We start from the raw sequence: 18,830 nt of genomic DNA, 5'->3' as shown, positions 1-18,830 counted from the left end.
GCGGGGACCCGGTCAGCCTGCGGTGGCGACCGGTTCGCCCGCCGGCAGCCGGACGGTGAAGCGGGCCCCGCCCGTGGGGGCGGAGTCGACGTCGACGTCCCCGCCGTGGGCCTCGACCAGACCGCGCGTCACGTACAGCCCGAGGCCCGTCCCACTGCGGGCACCGCCGTGCCAGAACTTGGAGAACACGTACGGGCGGTTCTCGACGGGGACCCCGTCGCCGTTGTCGTCGACGGTCAGCACGATCCAGCTCGCACCCGGTCCGGCGGGTGGGTCGCAGTCGACGGCCACGACCACGGTCCCGGCGCCGTGGCGCACGGCGTTGTCGACGAGGTTCGTCACGACCTGCGCCATCCGGTCCGGGTCGGCCCACAGCTCGGGCAGGTCCCGGGCCACCGTCAGCTCGAACCGCTCGTCGTCGTACCCGGCCATCCGCAACCGGTCGACGTGCTCGCGCACCAGGGCCGCGAGGTCCATGGGCCGGCGGTGCACCGTGAGCCGGCCCGCGTCGACGCGGGCGACGTCGAGCAGGTCCCCGACGAGCCGGCTGACCCGGTCGGCGTCGGCCTGGACGGTGCTGAGCATGAGGCGCTTCTGCTCGTCGCTGAAGCGGTCCCACCGGCGCAGCAGGCTGGCGGTGAACTGCTTGACCGACGTCAGGGGCGAGCGGAGTTCGTGGGCGACGGTCGCGATGAGGCTCGTCGTGTCCGTCTCGGCGCGGCGGCGCTCGTCCGGCGTGCGCAGGGCCAGGACCGCCCGCAGCAGGGCCCCCGTCTCGTCGCGCAGGAAGCGGGCCGTGACCAGCACTTCGGTGCCGCCCGGCAGCAGGAGGAGCCGCTCGGGGTGACCGTCGGGGTCGACGCCGTGGGGGCGGCGGGAGGAGTCCTGGACGACGTCCCACCAGCGACGGCCCGAGGTGTCCTGCAGCGGCAGGGCCCGGCGCAGCGGGGCGCCGACGAGGTCGGTGCGGGCACGACCCAGGAGACGTTCGGCGGCGGAGTTGAGGTCGGCGATGGCCCCGTCCCCGTCGGTCACGACGACGCCGTCGGGCAGGTCGTCGAGGTCGAGCGCGGGCAGCACGAGGGGACGGGCCGACGACGCGGCCTCGGCGCTCCCCCTCGCCTCGGGCACGGGGCGACATTAGGCCATCGGATGATCGCATCGCGCGCTCAGCCCGCCCCCAGGCTTCCTGTCAGTCGCCGGGCAGGACCGACCCGGCACCGGACCGAGTGCCGTGCGGGCGGTGCGCACGGGCGCTGGCGTAGAGGCAGACGACGGCCGCCGTGGCGAGGTTGAGGCTCTCGGCGCGGCCGTGCAGCGGGACGCGGACGACGGCGTCGGCGAGCGAGCGTCCCGCGTCGTCGAGCCCGGCCGCCTCGTTGCCGAAGACCCAGGCCGTGCGCCGTCGCAGGTCGACGCCGCCCACCTCGCCGCGAGCGGCCTCGTCGGCGAGGTCGTCGAGGTCGAGGTGTCCGGCACCGTCGGCGGCCAGGACGGTGGACCCGCTGCGCTGCAGCGCTTCCACCACGTCCTGCAAGCTCCGGTCCACGACGACGGGCAGGTGGAAGAGGCTACCGGCCGTCGAGCGTACGCACTTGGGGTTGAAGACGTCGACGCTGCTCGCGGTGAGGACGACGGCGTCGGCTCCGGCGGCGTCGGCGGCCCGCAGGACGGTGCCCGCGTTGCCCGGGTCCCGCACCCGGTCCAGGACCGCCACGAGCCGCGGGTGCCCGGCCACGACGTCGTCCAGGTCGGCCGTCGTCGTGGGGCAGACGGCCACGAGCCCCTGCGGCGTGACGGTGTCGCTCATGGCCGCGAGGACCTCGTCGGTCACGGTCCACGCCTTCGGCGCGTCGCGCACGATCTCGGGGTAGCGCTCCGTCGCCTCGGTCGTGGCGTACAGCTCGAGGGCGGCGCCGGCGGCGACGGCCTCGCGGACGGCCTGCGGGCCCTCGGCGAGGAACCGACCGTGCCGCTGACGCGCCGCACGCCCGGTCAGCGCCCGCACGGCACGCACCCGTTCCGCTCGAGGGTTCGAGAGGAGCGGGGCGTCGACGTGGGGCACTGCCGGGCGTCCGGGGTGTTCGGTGGGTCTGCGGATCAGGCCGCGGAACCCTCGGCCACCGGGGCGGCCGGGAGGGAGGCCTTGGCCGTCGCCACGAGCGCCGAGAAGGCGGCCGGGTCGGACACGGCGAGCTCGGCCAGCATGCGGCGGTCGACCTCGATCTCAGCGGCCTTCAGGCCCTGGATGAAGCGGTTGTACGTCATGCCCTCGGCGCGGGCGGCCGCGTTGATGCGCTGGATCCAGAGGCGGCGGAAGTCGCCCTTGCGCGCCTTGCGGTCGCGGTACGCGTAGACGAGGGAGTGGGTGACCTGCTCCTTCGCCTTGCGGTACAGGCGAGAGCGCTGGCCGCGGTAGCCGCTGGCCTGCTCGAGGACGGTACGACGCTTCTTCTGGGCGTTGACTGCGCGCTTGACGCGTGCCACGGGTACTCCTTGAAAGTCGGTCGCGGGCGGCCGGGTCGATCGGCGGTGACCAGGTGGTCACGCACCCGCTGGGTTCGGTCGAAGGGTGCCGGCCCGGGGGGCCGGCCGCGGATCAGATGCCGAGGAGCTTCTTGATCTTCTTGGCGTCCGCGGGCGAGACGACCTGGTCGACCGAGAGGCGGCGGGTGCGCTTGCTCGACTTGACCTCGAGCAGGTGGCGCTTGTTGGCCTGCTCGCGCATGACCTTGCCGGAGCCGGTGGTGCGGAACCGCTTCTTGGCGCCGGAGTGGGTCTTGTTCTTGGGCACGTCTTCTCCTGTGTTCGGAGCCGGAGGGGGTGCCCTCCGGCGTGGTCTGGCGTGCGACCCGCGGGAGCGTGCCTCCCGCGGGCCGTGTCAGTCGTGCGTCCGCCGTGCGGCGGCCGACGTCAGGACGCCGTGGCGGCCGTCTCGTCGGTAGTGCTGTCGACCGGCGCCGCCTCGGTGGGCTCGGCCGCCGGCGCCTCAGGCGCCGGGGCGGGGGCGCCAGCGGCGGCGGCCTCCGCTTCGGCGTCCTTGCGGCGACGCTCCTCGGCCTTGGCCTCGGCCTTCTTCTTGTGCGGCCCGATGACCATGACCATGTTGCGGCCGTCCTGGCGCGGCGAGCTCTCGACGCTGCCGAGGTCGGTCACGTCCTCCGCGAGGCGCTGCAGCAACCGGAAGCCCATCTCGGGCCGGGACTGCTCACGTCCGCGGAACATGATCATGACCTTGACCTTGTCACCCGCCTTGAGGAACCGCTCGACGTGGCCCTTCTTGGTGGCGTAGTCGTGCGGGTCGATCTTCAGACGGAAACGGATCTCCTTGAGGATCGTGTTCGTCTGGTTCTTGCGGGCTTCGCGGGCCTTCATGTCGGACTCGTACTTGAACTTGCCGAAGTCCATGAGCTTGCAGACCGGCGGCCGCGCCGTCGGAGCGACCTCGACCAGGTCCAGGCCTGCTTCGTCCGCCAGCCGCAGCGCGTCCTCGACGCGCACGATGCCGACCTGTTCGCCGTTGGGGCCCACGAGCCGCACCTCGGGAACACGGATGCGGTCGTTGATGCGGGGCTCGCTGATGTGCTGCTCCTTCGTCGTCGTGTGGGGCCGCCGGACACGAGGAAGGCCCCCGTGCTCGGACGCGCAACGGGGGCCACCAGATCCGACGACGCACCCACCGCGGCCCGTCCGCACGGGACGAGCGCGACGAGGGACGCCGCTGCACCCCTCCGGGGAGGAGCGCGGACCAGGACCTGCGGTGCCGTGGGCACCGAGGTGGGAGGAGGCCTCCGCTTCACGTGCCGGCCCTGTGGACGCCGGTCCCCGCGGTCGTGCTGGAGCGGGATCCGGTGACGTGTGCCGGTCGGTCGCCTGCAAGGGTATCAGCATGCAGTCACAGACCCCTCCCGACGCCGATCAGCCGGCCGCCCCGCAGGCTGAGCCGGTGGACCCGGGCGCGCTGGCCGCCCGCGACATCGCGGACGTGCCGGCGGCCGAGCTCATCACGACCACCGCCGTCCACCTCATGAGCGCGGCGGCCGTCAAGTGCGGTCTGGCCGACGGCCCCGACGCGGCCGACCACCTCGACCTGGCCGAGGCGCGCATCCTCATCACGGCGCTGGCCGGGCTCGTCGTCACCTCCGCCCCCGACGTCGGCGGTCAGCACGCCCGGTCGCTGCGCGACGGGCTGCGCTCGCTGCAGCTGGCGTTCCGCGAGGCCTCCGACGTGCCGGACGAACCGGGCAAGGGCCCCGGCGAGCGGCTCACGGGAAGCGTGGTCTGAGGTCGACGCGGGCGGCGACCACGGCGGTCGCCGCTCCGGCCACGGCCCCGACGGCGCCCACGACGAGGAACGGGGTGCCCACGCCTGCGGCGTCGCTGACGGCACCCGCCAGCGGTGACCCGAGCGCGGCCCCGACCGTCGTCGCGGCCGCGTGCCAGCCCATCGCCCGTCCCCGGACGGCCTCGTGGACGCCGTGGGCCACGAGGTCGACGGTCGCGCTGATGACGGGTGCGCAGAAGAGCCCCGCGACGAACGTGCCGGCGGCCAGGGCCACCGGTCCGCTGAGCAGGGCCAGCGGGGTCGTGGCCAGCCCCAGGCACACGACGAGCAGCCACGGCGGGACCGGCCGCGGCAGGACGCCGTGCACCAGACCGCCCACGACGGACCCGGCGGCCCACACGGCCAGGACGAGTCCGGTCCAGCGGACCTGCCCCTCCTCCCGCAGCTGGGCCACCACGGCGAGGTCGGTCGCCGAGAGCACCAGGTCGGCGGTGAACGCGCACGCCATGGCCAGCAGCAGCGCCGTCGTCCACACGGCGTGGCGCGGGGCCGTCCCCGTGGGCTCGGCGCCTGGGGCGGGGTCGCTGCGCAGCGGCGGGTCGAGGACGAACATGGCGACCGCCGCCAGGCACTGGCTCGCGCCCACCACGACCATCGCCGCGGTCGTCGACCAGGCCAGGGCCACGGCCGTCCCCGCCGCGGGCCCCACCATGTAGGAGAACTCGACGAGGACCGCGTCGAGGGAGAAGGCCGTGCGCCGCCGCTCGGCCGGCACCACGACGGCCAGCGACTGCCGCACGACGGTGAACACGGGCGGGCCCAGGGCCCCGGCCACGAAGGCCGTGACGAGCAGCCCGGCGTACGGCACGAACGGCGCGACCGACCAGCAGACCGCCTGCGCCACGATCGAGGGGACGAGCGCGCGCCGCAGGCCGTACCGGTCCACGACCCACCCGCGCCAGGGCGAGCTGACCGCCGTCCCGACGGTCGCCACTGCGCCCACGAGACCTGCTGCGCCGTAACCCATCCCGAGGTGCTGGACGACGTGCAGGATGCAGACGATCCCCGCCATGAACGCCGGGACGCGCCCGAGGGACCCCACGAGCTCGAGGACGACGACGCCGCGGACGGCCAGGACGTCGCGGTAGGGGCTGAAGGCGCGCAGGACCCGGGGCCCCGGGCGGGGTGGAGCGGTGGACACGTCCTGCACTGTGGCAGGAGGCACCGGCCCGACGCGCCCCGGTTCCCCCGGCGAACCACCCCCCGTGGCCGCTGCGGGACGGAGGTGGTCGAATGGCTGCTGACCTTGAAACCGCAAGCATCGGAGGAGACACCTCGTGGCGAACAACGACCTGGGCCTGCTGGCCCTGCGCCTGGGCATCGGCGGCACGCTCGTGGCCCACGGCGCGCAGAAGCTCTTCGGCGCCTTCGGCGGCGGCGGCATCGAGGGCACCGCGGGCGCGATGCACGCGATGGGCTTCCGCCCCGGCAAGCGCAACGCCGTCCTGGCGGGCGCGTCCGAGGCCGGCGGCGGCGCTCTGCTCGCGCTCGGGCTCGCGACGCCCGTCGGCGGCGCGTCGGCCGCGGCGGCGATGGCGGCCGCGTCCGTCGTGCACAAGCCGAACGGCTTCTTCGTGACCTCGGGCGGGTTCGAGTACCCGGCCGTCCTGGGCCTCGCCTCCGTCGCCCTGGCCGTCGGCGGCCCCGGGAAGTACAGCCTGGACGCGGCCACCGGCCACGTGTTCAACAAGCACTGGACGACCGTCCTGGCGCTGGCCGCCGCGGGCGTCGGGGCGTACGCGACGATCAAGGCGCGCCAGGAAGCGGTGGCGGCCGACGCCGCCGAGGCCGGGACCGGCGAGGCCGCCGAGGTCGCCGAGGGCGGCCGGGACTGATCCCCGGGTCCGGGTCGCCGACGTGACGTCGGCGGTCCGGACCGGGCCTCAGGCCGGTAGGACCTGGAACTCCAGCGACTCGGCGCGTTCGGCGACGACGCCGGCGGCCAGGCGCTCCCCCACCGTCCGCAGCAGGCCGTCGAGCCCCTCGCGGCCCAGGCCCGGGGTGACCCCCAGGACCACGCGCAGCTCGGCCCCTCGTCCCGGTTCGCACCGGGTGCCCCGCACGGCCGGCAGGTCCCGGACGGCGTCGGCGACAGCGGCCGCCAACGTCGCGTCGAGCGCCGCGGGGATCCACGCCTCCCCCCGGGCCAGGGCCCAGAACGCGCTGCGGCGCACGACGAACCGCACGGGCCCGGCGGGGTCGAGCACGAGCACGTCGCACTCCTCCTGGGCACCCGACAGCGCCGCCTGCTCCGCGGGCACCGGCACCGGACGGGCGTCCGGACGCCAGGTGCTCAGCGCCGCGAGGTCCGTGAAGAGCGGCAGACCGCGGCGGCCGTCGGGCTGGGTCAGCAGCGCCAGCGCCATGTCGGCGCTCTTGTCGCCGCCGTCGTCCCCGACCTCCCCCAGCTCCGCGACGACGGGGGCGAACACCCGGCTGCCCGCGAGCGCGGCGACGACGGCGCGTTCGGCGTGGACGCGGGCGAGCGGATCGTCACCGACGGTCCGCCACGCGTCCAGCGCCGCCGCCAGCTCCGGTGAGCGGGATCCGTCGTCGCCCGCGAAGGCGTTGGGCTGCAGCGTGCGCCCCGCCCACGGGACCCCGGCGGAGTCGGTCGTGCGCGGATCGTGAGCGGTCAGGGCCGGCCCGCCACGTCGAGGGCCTGCGGGAGCGTGAAGTTCCCCGCGTACAGCGCCTTGCCGACGATGGCGCCCTCGACGCCGGCCTCGACGAGGTCCCGCAGGACGCGCAGGTCCTCGAGGCTGGAGATGCCGCCCGAGGCCACGACGGGGGCCGTCGTCCGCGCGCAGACCTCGCGCAGCAGGTCGACGTTCGGGCCGCGCAGGGTGCCGTCCTTGGTGACGTCGGTGACGACGTAGCGTGAGCAGCCGTCGGCGTCCAGGCGCGCCAGCACCTCCCAGAGGTCCCCGCCCTCGCGCGTCCAGCCGCGCGCCGCGAGCGTCGTGCCGCGCACGTCGAGGCCGACGGCGATGCGGTCGCCGTGCCGGGCGATCGCCGACCGCGTCCACTCCGGGTCCTCCAGCGCGGCGGTGCCGAGGTTGACGCGGCGGCAGCCCGTGGCCAGGGCCGCCTCGAGGGAGGCGTCGTCCCGGATCCCGCCGGACAGCTCCACGGCGACGTCGAGACGGCCGACGACCTCGGCGAGGAGCTCGCGGTTGGACCCGCGGCCGAAGGCGGCGTCGAGGTCGACGAGGTGGACCCACTCGGCGCCCGCCTCCTGCCAGGCGAGGGCCGCCTCGAGCGGTGCGCCGTAGAAGGTCTCGCTGCCGGCCTCGCCCTGCACGAGGCGGACGGCCTGCCCGTCGGCGACGTCGACGGCGGGGAGGAGTTCGAGCCGGCGCGCGGCGGTGGCGGTGTTCTCGCTGGTCACGGGGGGCGAGTCTACGAGGGGCCGCGGGGTGCGGGTGGTCGTCGGGGCGGGGGTGGGCCAGGCGGTGAACCGTCGCGCGGTCGGTCCCACGTCGAGGACGGGTGGGACCGGGCGTGGGTGCGGGCGTGGGGCACGCACCGTGGAGGGAGGTGTGGGTGTCCGCAGGACGTCGTCCGGGCGACGCGGTCGGGACACCCACGGGTGCTCCCACGTGGTGACACCGGTGGGTGTCCCCGTGGGTGTCCCGACCGAGTCGTTGCGGTGCAGGTGGTGCAGGCCGTCAGGTGAGGGACTCGACCCAGTTCCGCAGCAGCTGCATCCCGGCGTCGCCGGACTTCTCGGGGTGGAACTGCGTCGCGGACAACGCGCCGTTCTCGACGGCCGCGACGAAGCGCGTCCCGTGCTCGGCCCAGGTGATCTGGGGCAGCGGCACGCGGCCGTCGGTGGTGTCGAGCATCTCGAAGCGCTGCACGGCGTAGGAGTGGACGAAGTAGAAGCGCTCGTCCTCCACGCCGGCGAAGAGGCGGGAGCCCGCGGGCGGTTCGACGGTCGACCAGCCCATGTGCGGGACGACGTCGGCGGGCAGCCGCTCGACGGTGCCGGGCCACTGGGCCAGGCCGTCGGGCAGGCCGTCACCGGGTTCGGTGGACGTCTCGAACATCACCTGCAGCCCGACGCAGATCCCGAGCACGGGACGGCCGCCGGCAAGGCGACGGTCGACGATCGAGTCCCCGCCGATGGCCTTGAGCCCGGCGTTGACGGCCGCGAAGGCGCCGACGCCGGGGACGAGGAGGCCGTCGGCCTCGAGGGCCTGCTTGCGGTCCGACGTCAGCTCGACCGACGCACCGACCCGTTCGAGGGCGCGGACGGCGGACCGGACGTTGCCGAAGCCGTAGTCGAGGACGACGACGGACGTCACAGCGCACCCTTGGTGGAGGGGATGCCGACCACGCGCGGGTCGGGTTCGACGGCGTAGCGCAGCGCGCGAGCCAGCGCCTTGAACTGCGCCTCCACCACGTGGTGCGGGTCCCGGCCGGCGAGGACGCGCACGTGCAGGCAGATCTGGGCGTGGAAGGCGAAGCTCTCCAGGACGTGCCGGGTCAGCGAACCGGTGAAGTGCCCGCCGATGAGGTGGAACTCCTGGCCGGCGGGTTCGCCCTCGTGGACGCAGTACGGCCGGCCGGAGACGTCGACGACGGCGTGCGCGAGCGCCTCGTCGAGCGGGACGGTGGCGTCGGCGAAGCGGCGGATGCCGGATTTGTCGCCCAGGGCCTGGCGGAACGCCTGGCCCAGGACGATCGCGGTGTCCTCCACGGTGTGGTGCACGTCGATGTGGGTGTCGCCGCTGGCCCGGACCGTCAGGTCCATGAGCGAGTGCTTGCCGAGCGCCGTCAGCATGTGGTCGTAGAACGGCACGGTCGTGTCGATCTGCGTGCGCCCCGAGCCGTCGAGGTCGAGTTCGACGAGGACGGAGGACTCGCTGGTGCTGCGCTCGATGCGCGCGGTGCGGCTCACTGGGTTGCCACCACTTCCTGGAGTGCGGTTCGGAACTGCTGCATCTCGTCGGCCGTGCCGATGCTCACGCGCAACCAGCCGGCCGGGCCGGTCTCGCGGATGAGGACGCCCCGGTCGAGCAACCCCTGCCAGACGGCGTGCCGATCGGCGAACCGGCCGAACAGGACGAAGTTCGCGTCGGACTCGGCCACGTCGAAGTCGTTGTCGCGCAACCAGACCACAGTCTCGTCGCGACGGGTGCGGAGTTCGTCGACGGTGGACAGCAGGGCCGCGGAGTGCTTCAACGCGGCCCGCGCGGTGGCCTGCGTGACCGCCGACAGGTGGTACGGGAGGCGGACGATCCGCAGGGCGTCGACGAACGCGCGCGAAGCCGCCAGGTACCCGACCCGCGCACCCGCCAGCGAGAACGCCTTGCTCATGGTGCGGCTCACCGCGAGGTTGCCGTGGTGCGGGAGGAGTTCCAGGGCGCTCGGGACGCCGGCCCGGCGGAACTCCCCGTAGGCCTCGTCGACGACGACGATCCCCCCGACGGCGCTCACCTCCTCCAGCACGGCCTCGACCGTGGCCAGCGGCAGGGCCGTCCCCGTCGGGTTGTTGGGGCTCGTCAGCAGGACGACGGAGGGCCGGTGGCGGCGGACCTGCTCGCGGGCGTGGTCGACGTCGACCGTGAAGTCCTCCTCGCGCCGGCCCGTGACCCACGTCGTGAGGGTGTCCCGCGCGTACTCGGGGTACATCGAGTACGTCGGGGCGAAGCTCAGGGCGGTGCGGCCGGGGCCGCCGAACGCCTGCAGCACGTGGAGCATGACCTCGTTGGACCCGTTGGCCGCCCACACCTGCTCGGGCTCGAGCTCGGCCCCGGACTCGGTGCGCAGGAACGCCGCGAGGTCGGCGCGCAGGTCGAGGAACTCGCGGTCGGGGTAGCGGTTCAGGCCCGCCGCCGCCTGCGCGACGGCGGCCGCGATGTCGGCGACGACCTCGGGCGCTACCGGGTAGGGGTTCTCGTTGACGTTCAGGACCACCGGCACGTGCAGCTGCGGGGCCCCGTACGGGTGCTCGTCCCGCAGGTCCTCGCGCAGCGGCAGGTCGGCCAGCGTGGTCGTCTCGGTCACGGCAGCAGTGTCCCAGACGCGCAGGACCGCCCGCCCCACCCGGGAGGGCGGGACGGGCGGTCGGGACGAGCCGCGTCAGACGCTGAGGACCTTGGCGATCGTCCCGGTCCGGGCGCCCTCGTAGGCCGCGAGCAGGACACCGAGGACGGCGATGCCCTCGGTCTCGGTGTGGATCGGGCGGGTGCCCTCGCGCAGGCAGTCGGCGAAGGCGCCGATCTCCTCGACGAAGGAGTCCACGTCCTCGAACTGGAACGTCTCCTCCTCCCCCGTGCGCAGCCGGTAGGTCACGGAGTTCGCGGTGCCCGTCAGGGACCCCAGCTCGCCCACCACGGAGAACTTCTCGGTGCCCGGCGCCGGGTCGTAGGCCCAGCTCGTCACCATCTGGCCGACGACGCCGTTCTCGAAGCGGACGAGCACCTGCGCGGAGTCCTCGCCCTCCATGAACTTCAGGCGGTGCGTGGACAGGAACGCGGTCGCCTCCGTGGGCTGGGCGTCCGCGAGGTGCAGCAGGAGGTACGTGGGGTGGTACCCCGTGTCGATGAGCTCCCCGCCGCCGCTCGTCTTGGCCGAGGCGCGCCACCCCATGTTCGAGGGGTCGAAGTCGTTGTGGAAGCTGTCCGTCGTCCGGACCTCGTAGACGGTCCCGAGGATCCCGGAGTCGAGCAGTTCCTTCGCCTTGGCGACGGAGGGGAAGAACAGCTGGTTGTGCGCGCACATCAGCGTGACACCCGCCGAGCGGACCGCTGCGGCGACGCGGGCGGCCTCGTCCGCGGTGAGGCACAACGGCTTCTCGCACAGGACGTGCTTGCCGGCCTCGGCCGCCGCCACGATGGCGTCGGCGTGCAGGTGGTGCGGCAGGCAGATGTCGACCGCGTCGACGTCGGCGGTGGCCAGCATCTCGCGGTAGTCGGTGAACGCCTGGGCGCCGAGTTCGTCGGCGCGGCTCTTCGCCGCCTCCTCGACGACGTCGGCCACCGCGGTGACCCCGATCTTGGCGGCGTGCTGGCGGTAGCCCTTGACGTGGGCTCGGGTGATGCCGCCCCCGCCGATGAGCCCGACCTTGACGGTTCCCTCGACGCGCTGCGCCATGCTCTCGTTCACTCCTTCGTTGCTGCTGCGTGGTTGGCCCGCACGACGAGGCGGGTGAGGTCGACGGCGCGCTGTAGGTTCTCGCTCGCCTGGGTCCCGGCGGCGGCGTGCTGCACCCACTGCGCGAACGCGTCGGGGGCGTCGTCGGGGACGGTGAGGTCCTCGGTGCGGCCGTCGGGGTACCGGCGCCAGAGGCGGTTCCCGGAGTCGGTGTAGTGCACCGAACCCTCCGTGCCGTGGACGTCGATGGTGAAGGCGTCGTTGCTGACGAAACCGGCCTCGACGACGCCGAGCCGGCCGTCGGCGTACCCCACGGTCACGACGGCGTGGTCCTCGACGTCGCGGGGGGTGACGTTGGCGTAGACCGCGCGGACCGTCTGCGGGTCGGCCCCGAGGAAGAGCTGCGTCAGGTAGACGGGGTGGCAGCCGAGGTCGGTGAGCGCGCCGCCGACGGCGGGTGCGGGGTCGAAGAAGCGGTCCGGCAGCCAGCCGCGGCCTCCGTCGCCGCCGTGGACCGCCCCGTCGTGGGACAGCCGGACCCGGCCGTAGGTCAGGGTCCCGAGCTCGCCGGAGTCCAGCAGGTCGCGGACGGCGAGGGTGTAGCCCGCGTACAGCCGCGGCAGGGAGACGACGAGGGCGAGCCCGGCGTCCGCGGCCTGGGCGACGAGGCGCTCGGACTCCTCGACCGTCGGGGCGAGCAGCTTCTCGGTGAAGACGTGCTTGCCGGCCGCCAGGGCGCGGGAGATGACGTCGGTGTGCGCCGTCGTCTCGGTCGTGACGGTGACGCCGTGGACGTCCTCGCGCGCCAGCAGCGCGTCGAGGTCGTCGGTCAGCTCGACGCCGAAGTCCTCCGCCAGCGGCCGGCCCAGCGCCGGGTCGGGGTCGTAGGCGGCGACGAGGGTCGTGTCGGGGTGGGCGGCTGCGGAGCGGGCGTAGTCCTTCGCGTGGACGTGCCAGCACCCGAGCACGGCCACGTTGAAGGGTGGGTTCGCGACAGGCACGAGGGGTGTTCCTCCGGACGCTTCATCGGGTCGTGACGTGGGTTCACGCTAGGACATCCGGGTGCGGGTGCGGAAGGTCTGGGGGCCTCCGATCTGGGAACGTTCGCAGGGGGCTTCGACCCGGCGGCCGTCACGGACCGTCGTGTGACGTTCATGTGACACGGCTGCAGATCCGCCGTCCGGGTGCCGAAGATGTCCGGTATGCGCGACCACTACGACCTCCTGGTCCTCGGTTCCGGCCCCGGCGGCCAGAAGGCGGCCATCGCGGCGGCCAAGCTCGGCAAGCACGCGGCCCTCGTCGACGGCGGCTCGATGATGGGCGGCGTCTGCGTCAACACGGGCACGATCCCGTCCAAGACGCTGCGCGAAGCCGTCGTGCACCTGACGGGCATGAGCGTGCGCGACGTCTACGGCGCGAACTTCCGCGTCAAGCAGGACATCACCATGGCCGACCTGTCGGCCCGCACCACCCACGTCGTGCGCCGTGAGGCCGAGGTCGTGCGCGACCAGCTCTCCCGCAACCGCGTGGACCTGTACGACGGCATGGCCCGCTTCACCGGCCCCAACAGCGTCGTCGTCGAGGCCCCCGGCGTCCCCGCCCGGCACCTGACCGCGGACAAGTTCGTCATCGCCGTGGGGACCCGCCCCGCGCGCCCCGCCGACGTCGACTTCGGCTCGGGCCGCGTCGTCGACTCCGACGGCGTGCTGCAGCTCGCCGAGATCCCGCAGACCCTCGTCGTCGTCGGCGCGGGTGTCATCGGCATCGAGTACGCCTCGATGTTCGCCGCGCTCGGCACCAAGGTCACCGTCGTGGAGTCGCGCCCGAACTTCCTCGACTTCTGCGACTCCGAGATCGTCGAGGCGCTGAAGTTCGAGCTGCGCGACCTGCGCGTCGCGTTCCGCCTCGGCGAGTCCGTCGTCAAGGTGCAGGCCGACGAGCAGGGCACCGTGACGACGCTGGCGTCCGGCAAGCGGATCCCCGCCGACACCGTCCTGTACTCCGCGGGCCGCCAGGGCGCCACGGACAGCCTCGACCTCGCCGCCGCCGGCCTCGAGGCCGACAAGCGCGGGCGTCTCGTCGTGGACAAGCAGTTCCGCACCGAGGTCGAGCACATCTACGCCGTCGGCGACGTCATCGGCTTCCCGGCGCTGGCCTCGACCTCGATGGAGCAGGGTCGTCTCGCGGCCTACCACGCGTTCGGCGAGCAGGTGAACTCGCTCATCGAGCTGCAGCCCATCGGGATCTACTCGATCCCCGAGATCAGCTACTGCGGTCACACCGAGGACGAGCTGACCCGCGCGGCCGTCCCCTACGAGGTGGGCGTGGCCCGCTACCGCGAGCTCGCCCGCGGCGCGATCGTCGGCGACTCGCACGGCAAGCTCAAGCTGCTCGTCTCGACCGAGGACCGCAAGCTCCTCGGCGTCCACGTCGTCGGGACGTCCGCGACCGAGCTCGTGCACGTCGGGCAGGCCGTCATGACGTGCGGCGGGACCGTCGACCACCTCGTCGACACGGTCTTCAACTACCCGACGCTGTCGGAGGCGTACAAGGTCGCCGCGCTCGACGTGACGAACAAGATGCGGGCCGCGGCGCGCTTCGACGTCTGACGCCCGCCTCCGGAGGGGGGCTCGTTGACGCATCCAGCTCTTGGGTCGAGCCGGTTGCGTCGACGAGCCCACCCCCGCGAGGCGCCCAGGAGGGTCAGGCGGGGTCGTCGTCGCGGCCGCGCAACCGCTTCCAGAACGCGCCCTTGCGGGGCTCCTCGGGCCCGACGGCGTGCTCGGCGGGGTCGGCCTTGCCCAGGACGAGGTCCTGGACGAGGTCGGGCCACACCGACAGCAGCAGGCCCGGCCTCGGGTCCTCGCCCCGGGTGCCGCCGGTCCACGTCTGACCCTCGATGGACTCCTCGCCGACGGTGAAGAGGACGAACTCGGCCTGCGGGACGGCGGCGGACAGCGTCTGCACGTCCTGCTCCCCCGTCGCCGGGTCGTGGGCCACGAGGACGGTGCCGATGCCCTTGACCGCCACGACGTGGGCGTTCACGTCGTGGGCGGGCAGGAGGTCGGCGAGCGCCCGGGCCTGGGCGACGCCGGCGACGATCACCGAGCGCACGGGCTTCTTCGGGCCGAACGCCTTGGCGAACTCGGCGTCGAAGTCGAACTCGGGGACGTCGGGGGTCTCGTCGGTCACGGGGCGGTCCCCTCGAAGCGGGCGGACACGGCCTCGCCGTGAGCCGGGAGGTCCTCGGACTGCGCCAGGGCGACGACGTGGGGGGCGACCTCGCGCAGCGCGCGCTCGTCGTACTCCACGACGTGGATGCCGCGCAGGAACGTCTGCACGCTGAGGCCGCTGGAGAACGAGGCCGTCCCGCCGGTGGGCAGGACGTGGTTGGACCCGGCGCAGTAGTCCCCCAGAGAGACCGGGGTGTGCGGCCCGACGAACACCGCCCCGGCGTTGCGCACGCGGGCGGCGACGGCCGCGGCGTCCGCGGTCTGCACCTCCAGGTGCTCGGCGGCGTAGGCGTCCACGACGGCGAGGCCGGCCTCGACGTCGTCGACGAGGACGATCGCGGACTGCGGACCCCGCAGCGCCTCCTCGACGCGGCCGGCGTGCTTGGTGGCCGCGACCCGGTCGCCGAGGACCGCGTCGACGGCGTCGGCGAGCTGCGGCGAGTCGGTGACCAGGACCGCGGCGGCCATCGGGTCGTGCTCGGCCTGGCTGACGAGGTCGGCGGCGACGTGCACCGGGTCGGCGGTCGCGTCGGCGAGGACGGCGATCTCGGTCGGGCCGGCCTCGGAGTCGATGCCGACGGTGCCCTGGACGTACCGCTTGGCCGAGGCGACGTAGATGTTGCCCGGGCCGGTGACGACGTCCACCGGCTCGACGACGACCACGCCGTCGGCGTCGCGGGCGCCGTAGGCGAACATCGCGATGGCCTGGGCCCCGCCCACGGCGTACACCTCCTCGACGCCCAGCAGCGCGCAGGCGGCCAGGATCGTGGGGTGGCCCGAGCCGCCGAACTCCTTCTGCGCCGGCGTGGTCACGGCGATCGAGCCGACGCCGGCGACCTGGGCGGGCACGACGTTCATGACGACGCTGGAGGGGTAGACCGCCCGGCCACCGGGCACGTACAGGCCCACGCGCCCGACGGGCACCCAGCGCTCGGACACCCGGCCACCGGGGACGACCTCCGTCGTCGTGGTGCCGCGCAGCTGGTCGGTGGCCACGAGGCGGGCGCGCCGGATCGACTCCTCGAGCCCGGCGCGGACGTCGGAGTCGAGGGCGGCGAGGGCGTCGGTGAGCGCGTGCGCCGGGACGCGGACGTCCTCGGCGTGGACGCCGTCGAAGCGCTCGGTCAGCTCGAGCAGGGCGGGGACGCCGCGGGCGCGGACGTCCTCGCAGATCGGGGCGACGGCGGCGAGGGCGGCGGCGACGTCGACGTCGGCGCGCGGGACCACCGCGCGCAGCGCCATGGCGTCGAGGACCTGCCCGCGCAGGTCGATGCGGCGCAGGAGCGGGGCGGGGGTGCTCACGGGGCAGGAGTCTACGAGCCGGAGGTCCTAGGGTGGCCCGCGTGCCGCAACGCCTCCCGCTGTTCCCCCTGGGCAGTGTCCTCTTCCCCGGACTGGTCCTGCCGCTCAACGTGTTCGAACCCCGGTACCGGCTGCTCGTCCAGGACCTCGTCGGCGACCTGCCGGACGCGGCCGGCGCGGAGACCGGGCTGGACGGTGGCGGCTCCGGGGACCCCGACGAGACGGAGGTGCGGGGCTTCGGCGTCGTCGCCATCCGGGCCGGGCACGAGGTCGGCACGGGCAACCTGCAGGCCCTGCACACCGTCGGCTGCGTCGCGCTGGTGCGCGAGGTCACCGAGACCGAGGACGGCGGCTACGAGATCGTGACGGTGGGCGCGAGCCGGTTCCGCCTCGTGGGCATCGACGAGTCCGCCGGGACCCCCTACCTGACGGGCCTCGTGGAGCCGTTCGGCGACGACGACGTCGAGGACGACGACAGCGACGGCCGCCTCACGGTGCTGGCTGACGCCGTGAGCCGCACGTTCGACGAGTACCGCGAGGTCCTCGACATCGGCGGGGCCGAGGCGCCGAACGACCCGCGGGTGCTGTCCTACCTCGTCGCCGCCGCAGCGGTCCTCGACCTCGACCAGCGGCAGCGGCTGCTGGAGGCGCCGGACACCGTCAGCCGCCTGCAGGCCGAGCTCGAGGTGCTGCGCCGGGAGATCGCCCTCATCGGGACGTTCGGGGCGGTGCCGGCGACGGAGCTGCCCGTCTGGCCGGTCAACTCGAACTGAGGGGGGTCACGCGGTGGCGAAGCGGGGCGACGCCGGGACCCCGGCGCTGAAGCTGCTGGCCGACCGGGGTGTCGTGCACACGCCCCGGCCCTACGCGACGTCGGCCCACGCGGGGGACGGGCCGGGTTTCGGCGACGACGCCGTGCGGGCCCTGCGGGAGGCCGGGCTGGACGTGGACGAGCACCGCGTCTTCAAGACGCTCCTGGCCGACGTCGACGGGCGCCTCGTCTGCGCCGTCGTCCCCGTCGCCGGGATGCTCGACCTCAAGGCCCTCGCGGCGGCCGCCGGCGGGAAGAAGGCCGCCATGGCCGATCCCGCGAGGGCCCAGCGCAGCAGCGGGTACGTCGTGGGCGGCATCAGCCCGATCGGTCAGCGCTCCGCCCTGCCGACGTACGTCGACACCTCCGCGGAGGGTTTCGCGACGGTCCTCGTCAGCGCGGGCCGGCGGGGGCTGCAGGTGGAACTGGCCCCCGCCGACCTGCTCGCGGTGACGGGGGCCCGGACCGCGCCGGTCAGCCGCCCGGTCAGCCGGTGAACAGCCGCGAGGCGCGCACGAGCGTCTCGACGACGCCGTAGGCCAACGGGATCCCGACGAGCGCCCAGCCGGCGAGCACCCGGCCCCGCGCGTTCACCGGGTCCCCCGCTGGCTCGCCGCGGGCCGGTAGGAGGGTTCGTGGAACCTCTCCGCCACGGGACGGACGAGCAGGTTGGCGACGAAACCCACCGCCAGCACGGCGACCATCGTCAGCAGCGCGGGCCGGTAGGCGCTCGCGGTGAGGCTGCCGGGGTCGCCCTGGGCGTCGAGGAACCCGTTGACGATGAGCGGCCCCGCGATTCCGGCCGCCGACCACGCCGTGAGCAGCCGTCCGTGGATCGCGCCCACCTGGAACGTGCCGAACAGGTCGCGCAGGTAGGCCGGGACGGTCGCGAAACCCCCGCCGTAGAACGAGAGGATGACGACGGCGAACAGGACGAACAGTGCCGTGCTTTTCTGGCCGAACGTCGCGAGCAGGAAGTACGCGACGAGACCGACGCCGAGGTAGCCCATGTACACCGGCTTGCGCCCGACGACGTCCGAGGTCGAGGACCACACGAACCGCCCGGCCATGTTGGCCATCGACAGCAGCCCGACGAAACCCCCGGCCGCGGCGACCGAGACGGTGGACGCGCCACCGGCGGACCGGAAGAAGTCCTGGATCATCGGTGAGGCCTGTTCCAGGATCCCGATGCCCGCGGTCACGTTGCAGAACAGGACGACCCACAGCAACCAGAACTGCGGGGTGCGCACCGCGTTGCGCGCCGAGACGCTCGCTGTCGTCACCAAGGCCTTGCTGCGGACCGACGCCGGGTCGAAACCCTCCGGCGTCCAGTCGGGCGCGGGAACCCGGACGGTCGCCGCGCCGTAGGCCATGAAGAGCGCGTGCACGACGGCGAAGGTGAGGAACAGCAGGGCCACGGCCGACCCCGCCGGCGCGCTTCCGGTGACGGTGGAGTCGTAGGACGGGTCGTACAGCGAGAGCAGCCGCGTCGAGAGCGGGCTGGCGATGAGGGCCCCGCCGCCGAACCCCATGATGGCCATGCCCGTGGCGAGACCGGGTCGGTCCGGGAACCACTTGATGAGCGTGGAGACGGGCGAGATGTACCCGATGCCCAGGCCGATCCCGCCGATGACGCCGTACCCGAGGTAGAGCAGCCACAACTGGCCGGTCGCGATGCCGAGCGCCCCCACGAGGAAACCCGTGACCCAGCAGGCGGCCGACGCCGCCATGGCCTTGCGCGGGCCGCTGCGGTCGACCCACGTGCCGCAGACGGCGGCGGACAGGCCGAGCATGACGATGGCGATCGAGAACACGAGGCCGATCTGCGTCTGGCTCACGTCGAAGTGGCTGACGAGGGCCGTCTTGTAGACGCTCGTCGCGTACACCTGACCGATGCAGAGGTGGACCGCGAGGGCGGCCGGCGGGACGAGCCACCGGTTGAAACCGGGTGGGGCGACGGTGCGCTGCCGGTCCAGGACGGCCGGCGCGGCGAGTGGCGACACCAGGAGCTCCTTCGCTGTGGGTGTGCTGTGCC

The 18,830-nt window shown here is 73.8% G+C and carries 21 protein-coding genes; 5 read left to right on the top strand and 16 right to left on the bottom strand.

Annotated elements, in window-relative coordinates:
• Positions 1 to 12: 12 nt before the first annotated feature.
• The 5 genes from ACFEMC_RS08180 to infC all read right to left on the bottom strand — a co-directional run bounded on the left by ACFEMC_RS08180 (position 13) and on the right by infC (position 3,582).
• Positions 13 to 1,131: an ATP-binding protein gene (locus tag ACFEMC_RS08180; protein ID WP_380175307.1), complete on the bottom strand. Its 1,119-nt coding sequence runs from the start codon at positions 1,129 to 1,131 to the stop codon at positions 13 to 15.
• A gap of 61 nt (positions 1,132 to 1,192) precedes the next feature.
• Positions 1,193 to 2,065, bottom strand: coding sequence for a TrmH family RNA methyltransferase (locus ACFEMC_RS08175; protein WP_380175304.1), 873 nt, complete (start codon positions 2,063 to 2,065; stop codon positions 1,193 to 1,195).
• A 35-nt stretch (positions 2,066 to 2,100) separates the two neighbouring features.
• The gene (rplT, locus tag ACFEMC_RS08170) at positions 2,101 to 2,487 is read right to left on the bottom strand and encodes a 50S ribosomal protein L20 (RefSeq protein ID WP_367636114.1); all 387 of its coding nucleotides are present in this window, start codon (positions 2,485 to 2,487) and stop codon (positions 2,101 to 2,103) included.
• Between the two features lie 112 nt (positions 2,488 to 2,599).
• The gene (gene rpmI / locus ACFEMC_RS08165; RefSeq protein WP_367636113.1) at positions 2,600 to 2,794 is read right to left on the bottom strand and encodes a 50S ribosomal protein L35; all 195 of its coding nucleotides are present in this window, start codon (positions 2,792 to 2,794) and stop codon (positions 2,600 to 2,602) included.
• A gap of 119 nt (positions 2,795 to 2,913) precedes the next feature.
• Positions 2,914 to 3,582: a translation initiation factor IF-3 gene (gene infC, locus ACFEMC_RS08160; protein ID WP_380176672.1), complete on the bottom strand. Its 669-nt coding sequence runs from the start codon at positions 3,580 to 3,582 to the stop codon at positions 2,914 to 2,916.
• A gap of 307 nt (positions 3,583 to 3,889) precedes the next feature.
• Between infC and ACFEMC_RS08155 the strand changes: the two genes are divergently transcribed.
• A complete protein-coding gene (locus tag ACFEMC_RS08155; RefSeq protein ID WP_380175301.1) occupies positions 3,890 to 4,285 on the top strand; it encodes a DUF1844 domain-containing protein in 396 nt (131 codons plus the stop codon).
• Here ACFEMC_RS08155 and ACFEMC_RS08150 read toward each other — a convergent pair.
• The gene (locus ACFEMC_RS08150; RefSeq protein WP_380175299.1) at positions 4,266 to 5,486 is read right to left on the bottom strand and encodes an MFS transporter; all 1,221 of its coding nucleotides are present in this window, start codon (positions 5,484 to 5,486) and stop codon (positions 4,266 to 4,268) included. The two genes, ACFEMC_RS08155 and ACFEMC_RS08150, sit on opposite strands and share 20 nt — an antisense overlap.
• 136 nt (positions 5,487 to 5,622) lie before the next feature.
• On the opposite strand from ACFEMC_RS08150, the gene ACFEMC_RS08145 reads away from it, so the two are divergent.
• The gene (locus ACFEMC_RS08145; protein WP_380175297.1) at positions 5,623 to 6,180 is read left to right on the top strand and encodes a DoxX family protein; all 558 of its coding nucleotides are present in this window, start codon (positions 5,623 to 5,625) and stop codon (positions 6,178 to 6,180) included.
• Between the two features lie 48 nt (positions 6,181 to 6,228).
• Here the strand turns inward: ACFEMC_RS08145 and ACFEMC_RS08140 are convergent, their stop codons facing one another.
• From ACFEMC_RS08140 to ACFEMC_RS08110, 7 genes are all read right to left on the bottom strand, one after another.
• Positions 6,229 to 6,864, bottom strand: coding sequence for an SseB family protein (locus tag ACFEMC_RS08140; RefSeq protein WP_380176670.1), 636 nt, complete (start codon positions 6,862 to 6,864; stop codon positions 6,229 to 6,231).
• Between the two features lie 116 nt (positions 6,865 to 6,980).
• Positions 6,981 to 7,736: a bifunctional 1-(5-phosphoribosyl)-5-((5-phosphoribosylamino)methylideneamino)imidazole-4-carboxamide isomerase/phosphoribosylanthranilate isomerase PriA gene (priA, locus tag ACFEMC_RS08135; RefSeq protein ID WP_380175295.1), complete on the bottom strand. Its 756-nt coding sequence runs from the start codon at positions 7,734 to 7,736 to the stop codon at positions 6,981 to 6,983.
• Positions 7,737 to 8,016: 280 nt separating this feature from the next.
• Positions 8,017 to 8,655, bottom strand: coding sequence for an imidazole glycerol phosphate synthase subunit HisH (gene hisH / locus ACFEMC_RS08130; protein ID WP_380175293.1), 639 nt, complete (start codon positions 8,653 to 8,655; stop codon positions 8,017 to 8,019).
• Positions 8,652 to 9,251, bottom strand: a complete 600-nt coding sequence (gene hisB, locus ACFEMC_RS08125) for an imidazoleglycerol-phosphate dehydratase HisB (protein ID WP_366170759.1) — start codon at positions 9,249 to 9,251, stop codon at positions 8,652 to 8,654. Before hisB ends, hisH begins: the two co-directional genes overlap by 4 nt.
• Complete coding sequence (locus ACFEMC_RS08120) at positions 9,248 to 10,360, bottom strand: histidinol-phosphate transaminase (RefSeq protein ID WP_380175290.1); 1,113 nt, start codon at positions 10,358 to 10,360, stop codon at positions 9,248 to 9,250. Before ACFEMC_RS08120 ends, hisB begins: the two co-directional genes overlap by 4 nt.
• Positions 10,361 to 10,435: 75 nt before the next feature.
• Complete coding sequence (locus ACFEMC_RS08115) at positions 10,436 to 11,449, bottom strand: Gfo/Idh/MocA family protein (RefSeq protein WP_380176668.1); 1,014 nt, start codon at positions 11,447 to 11,449, stop codon at positions 10,436 to 10,438.
• An 8-nt stretch (positions 11,450 to 11,457) separates the two neighbouring features.
• On the bottom strand, positions 11,458 to 12,450 hold the full coding sequence (locus tag ACFEMC_RS08110; RefSeq protein ID WP_380175288.1) for a Gfo/Idh/MocA family protein: 993 nt from the start codon (positions 12,448 to 12,450) through the stop codon (positions 11,458 to 11,460).
• Between the two features lie 201 nt (positions 12,451 to 12,651).
• On the opposite strand from ACFEMC_RS08110, the gene sthA reads away from it, so the two are divergent.
• Entirely contained in the window at positions 12,652 to 14,058 is a 1,407-nt protein-coding gene (sthA, locus tag ACFEMC_RS08105; RefSeq protein WP_380175286.1) for a Si-specific NAD(P)(+) transhydrogenase, read from the top strand.
• Between the two features lie 94 nt (positions 14,059 to 14,152).
• Here sthA and ACFEMC_RS08100 read toward each other — a convergent pair whose 3' ends face one another.
• Complete coding sequence (locus ACFEMC_RS08100; RefSeq protein ID WP_380175284.1) at positions 14,153 to 14,641, bottom strand: hypothetical protein; 489 nt, start codon at positions 14,639 to 14,641, stop codon at positions 14,153 to 14,155.
• On the bottom strand, positions 14,638 to 15,924 hold the full coding sequence (gene hisD, locus ACFEMC_RS08095; protein WP_380176666.1) for a histidinol dehydrogenase: 1,287 nt from the start codon (positions 15,922 to 15,924) through the stop codon (positions 14,638 to 14,640). Before hisD ends, ACFEMC_RS08100 begins: the two co-directional genes overlap by 4 nt.
• 101 nt (positions 15,925 to 16,025) lie before the next feature.
• Between hisD and ACFEMC_RS08090 the strand changes: the two genes are divergently transcribed.
• The gene (locus tag ACFEMC_RS08090; RefSeq protein ID WP_380175282.1) at positions 16,026 to 16,757 is read left to right on the top strand and encodes an LON peptidase substrate-binding domain-containing protein; all 732 of its coding nucleotides are present in this window, start codon (positions 16,026 to 16,028) and stop codon (positions 16,755 to 16,757) included.
• Between the two features lie 13 nt (positions 16,758 to 16,770).
• A complete protein-coding gene (locus tag ACFEMC_RS08085; protein ID WP_380175280.1) occupies positions 16,771 to 17,292 on the top strand; it encodes an aminoacyl-tRNA deacylase in 522 nt (173 codons plus the stop codon).
• Positions 17,293 to 17,385: 93 nt separating this feature from the next.
• Here ACFEMC_RS08085 and ACFEMC_RS08080 read toward each other — a convergent pair whose 3' ends face one another.
• Positions 17,386 to 18,798, bottom strand: a complete 1,413-nt coding sequence (locus ACFEMC_RS08080) for an OFA family MFS transporter (RefSeq protein WP_380175278.1) — start codon at positions 18,796 to 18,798, stop codon at positions 17,386 to 17,388.
• Positions 18,799 to 18,830 lie beyond the last annotated feature (32 nt).

Origin of the sequence: Kineococcus sp. DHX-1 (assembly GCF_042473625.1) — a bacterium.
GTDB lineage: Bacteria > Actinomycetota > Actinomycetes > Actinomycetales > Kineococcaceae > Kineococcus.
The sequence above is the reverse complement of the archived record's forward strand: the minus strand, read 5'-3'. Positions and strand labels throughout refer to the sequence as shown.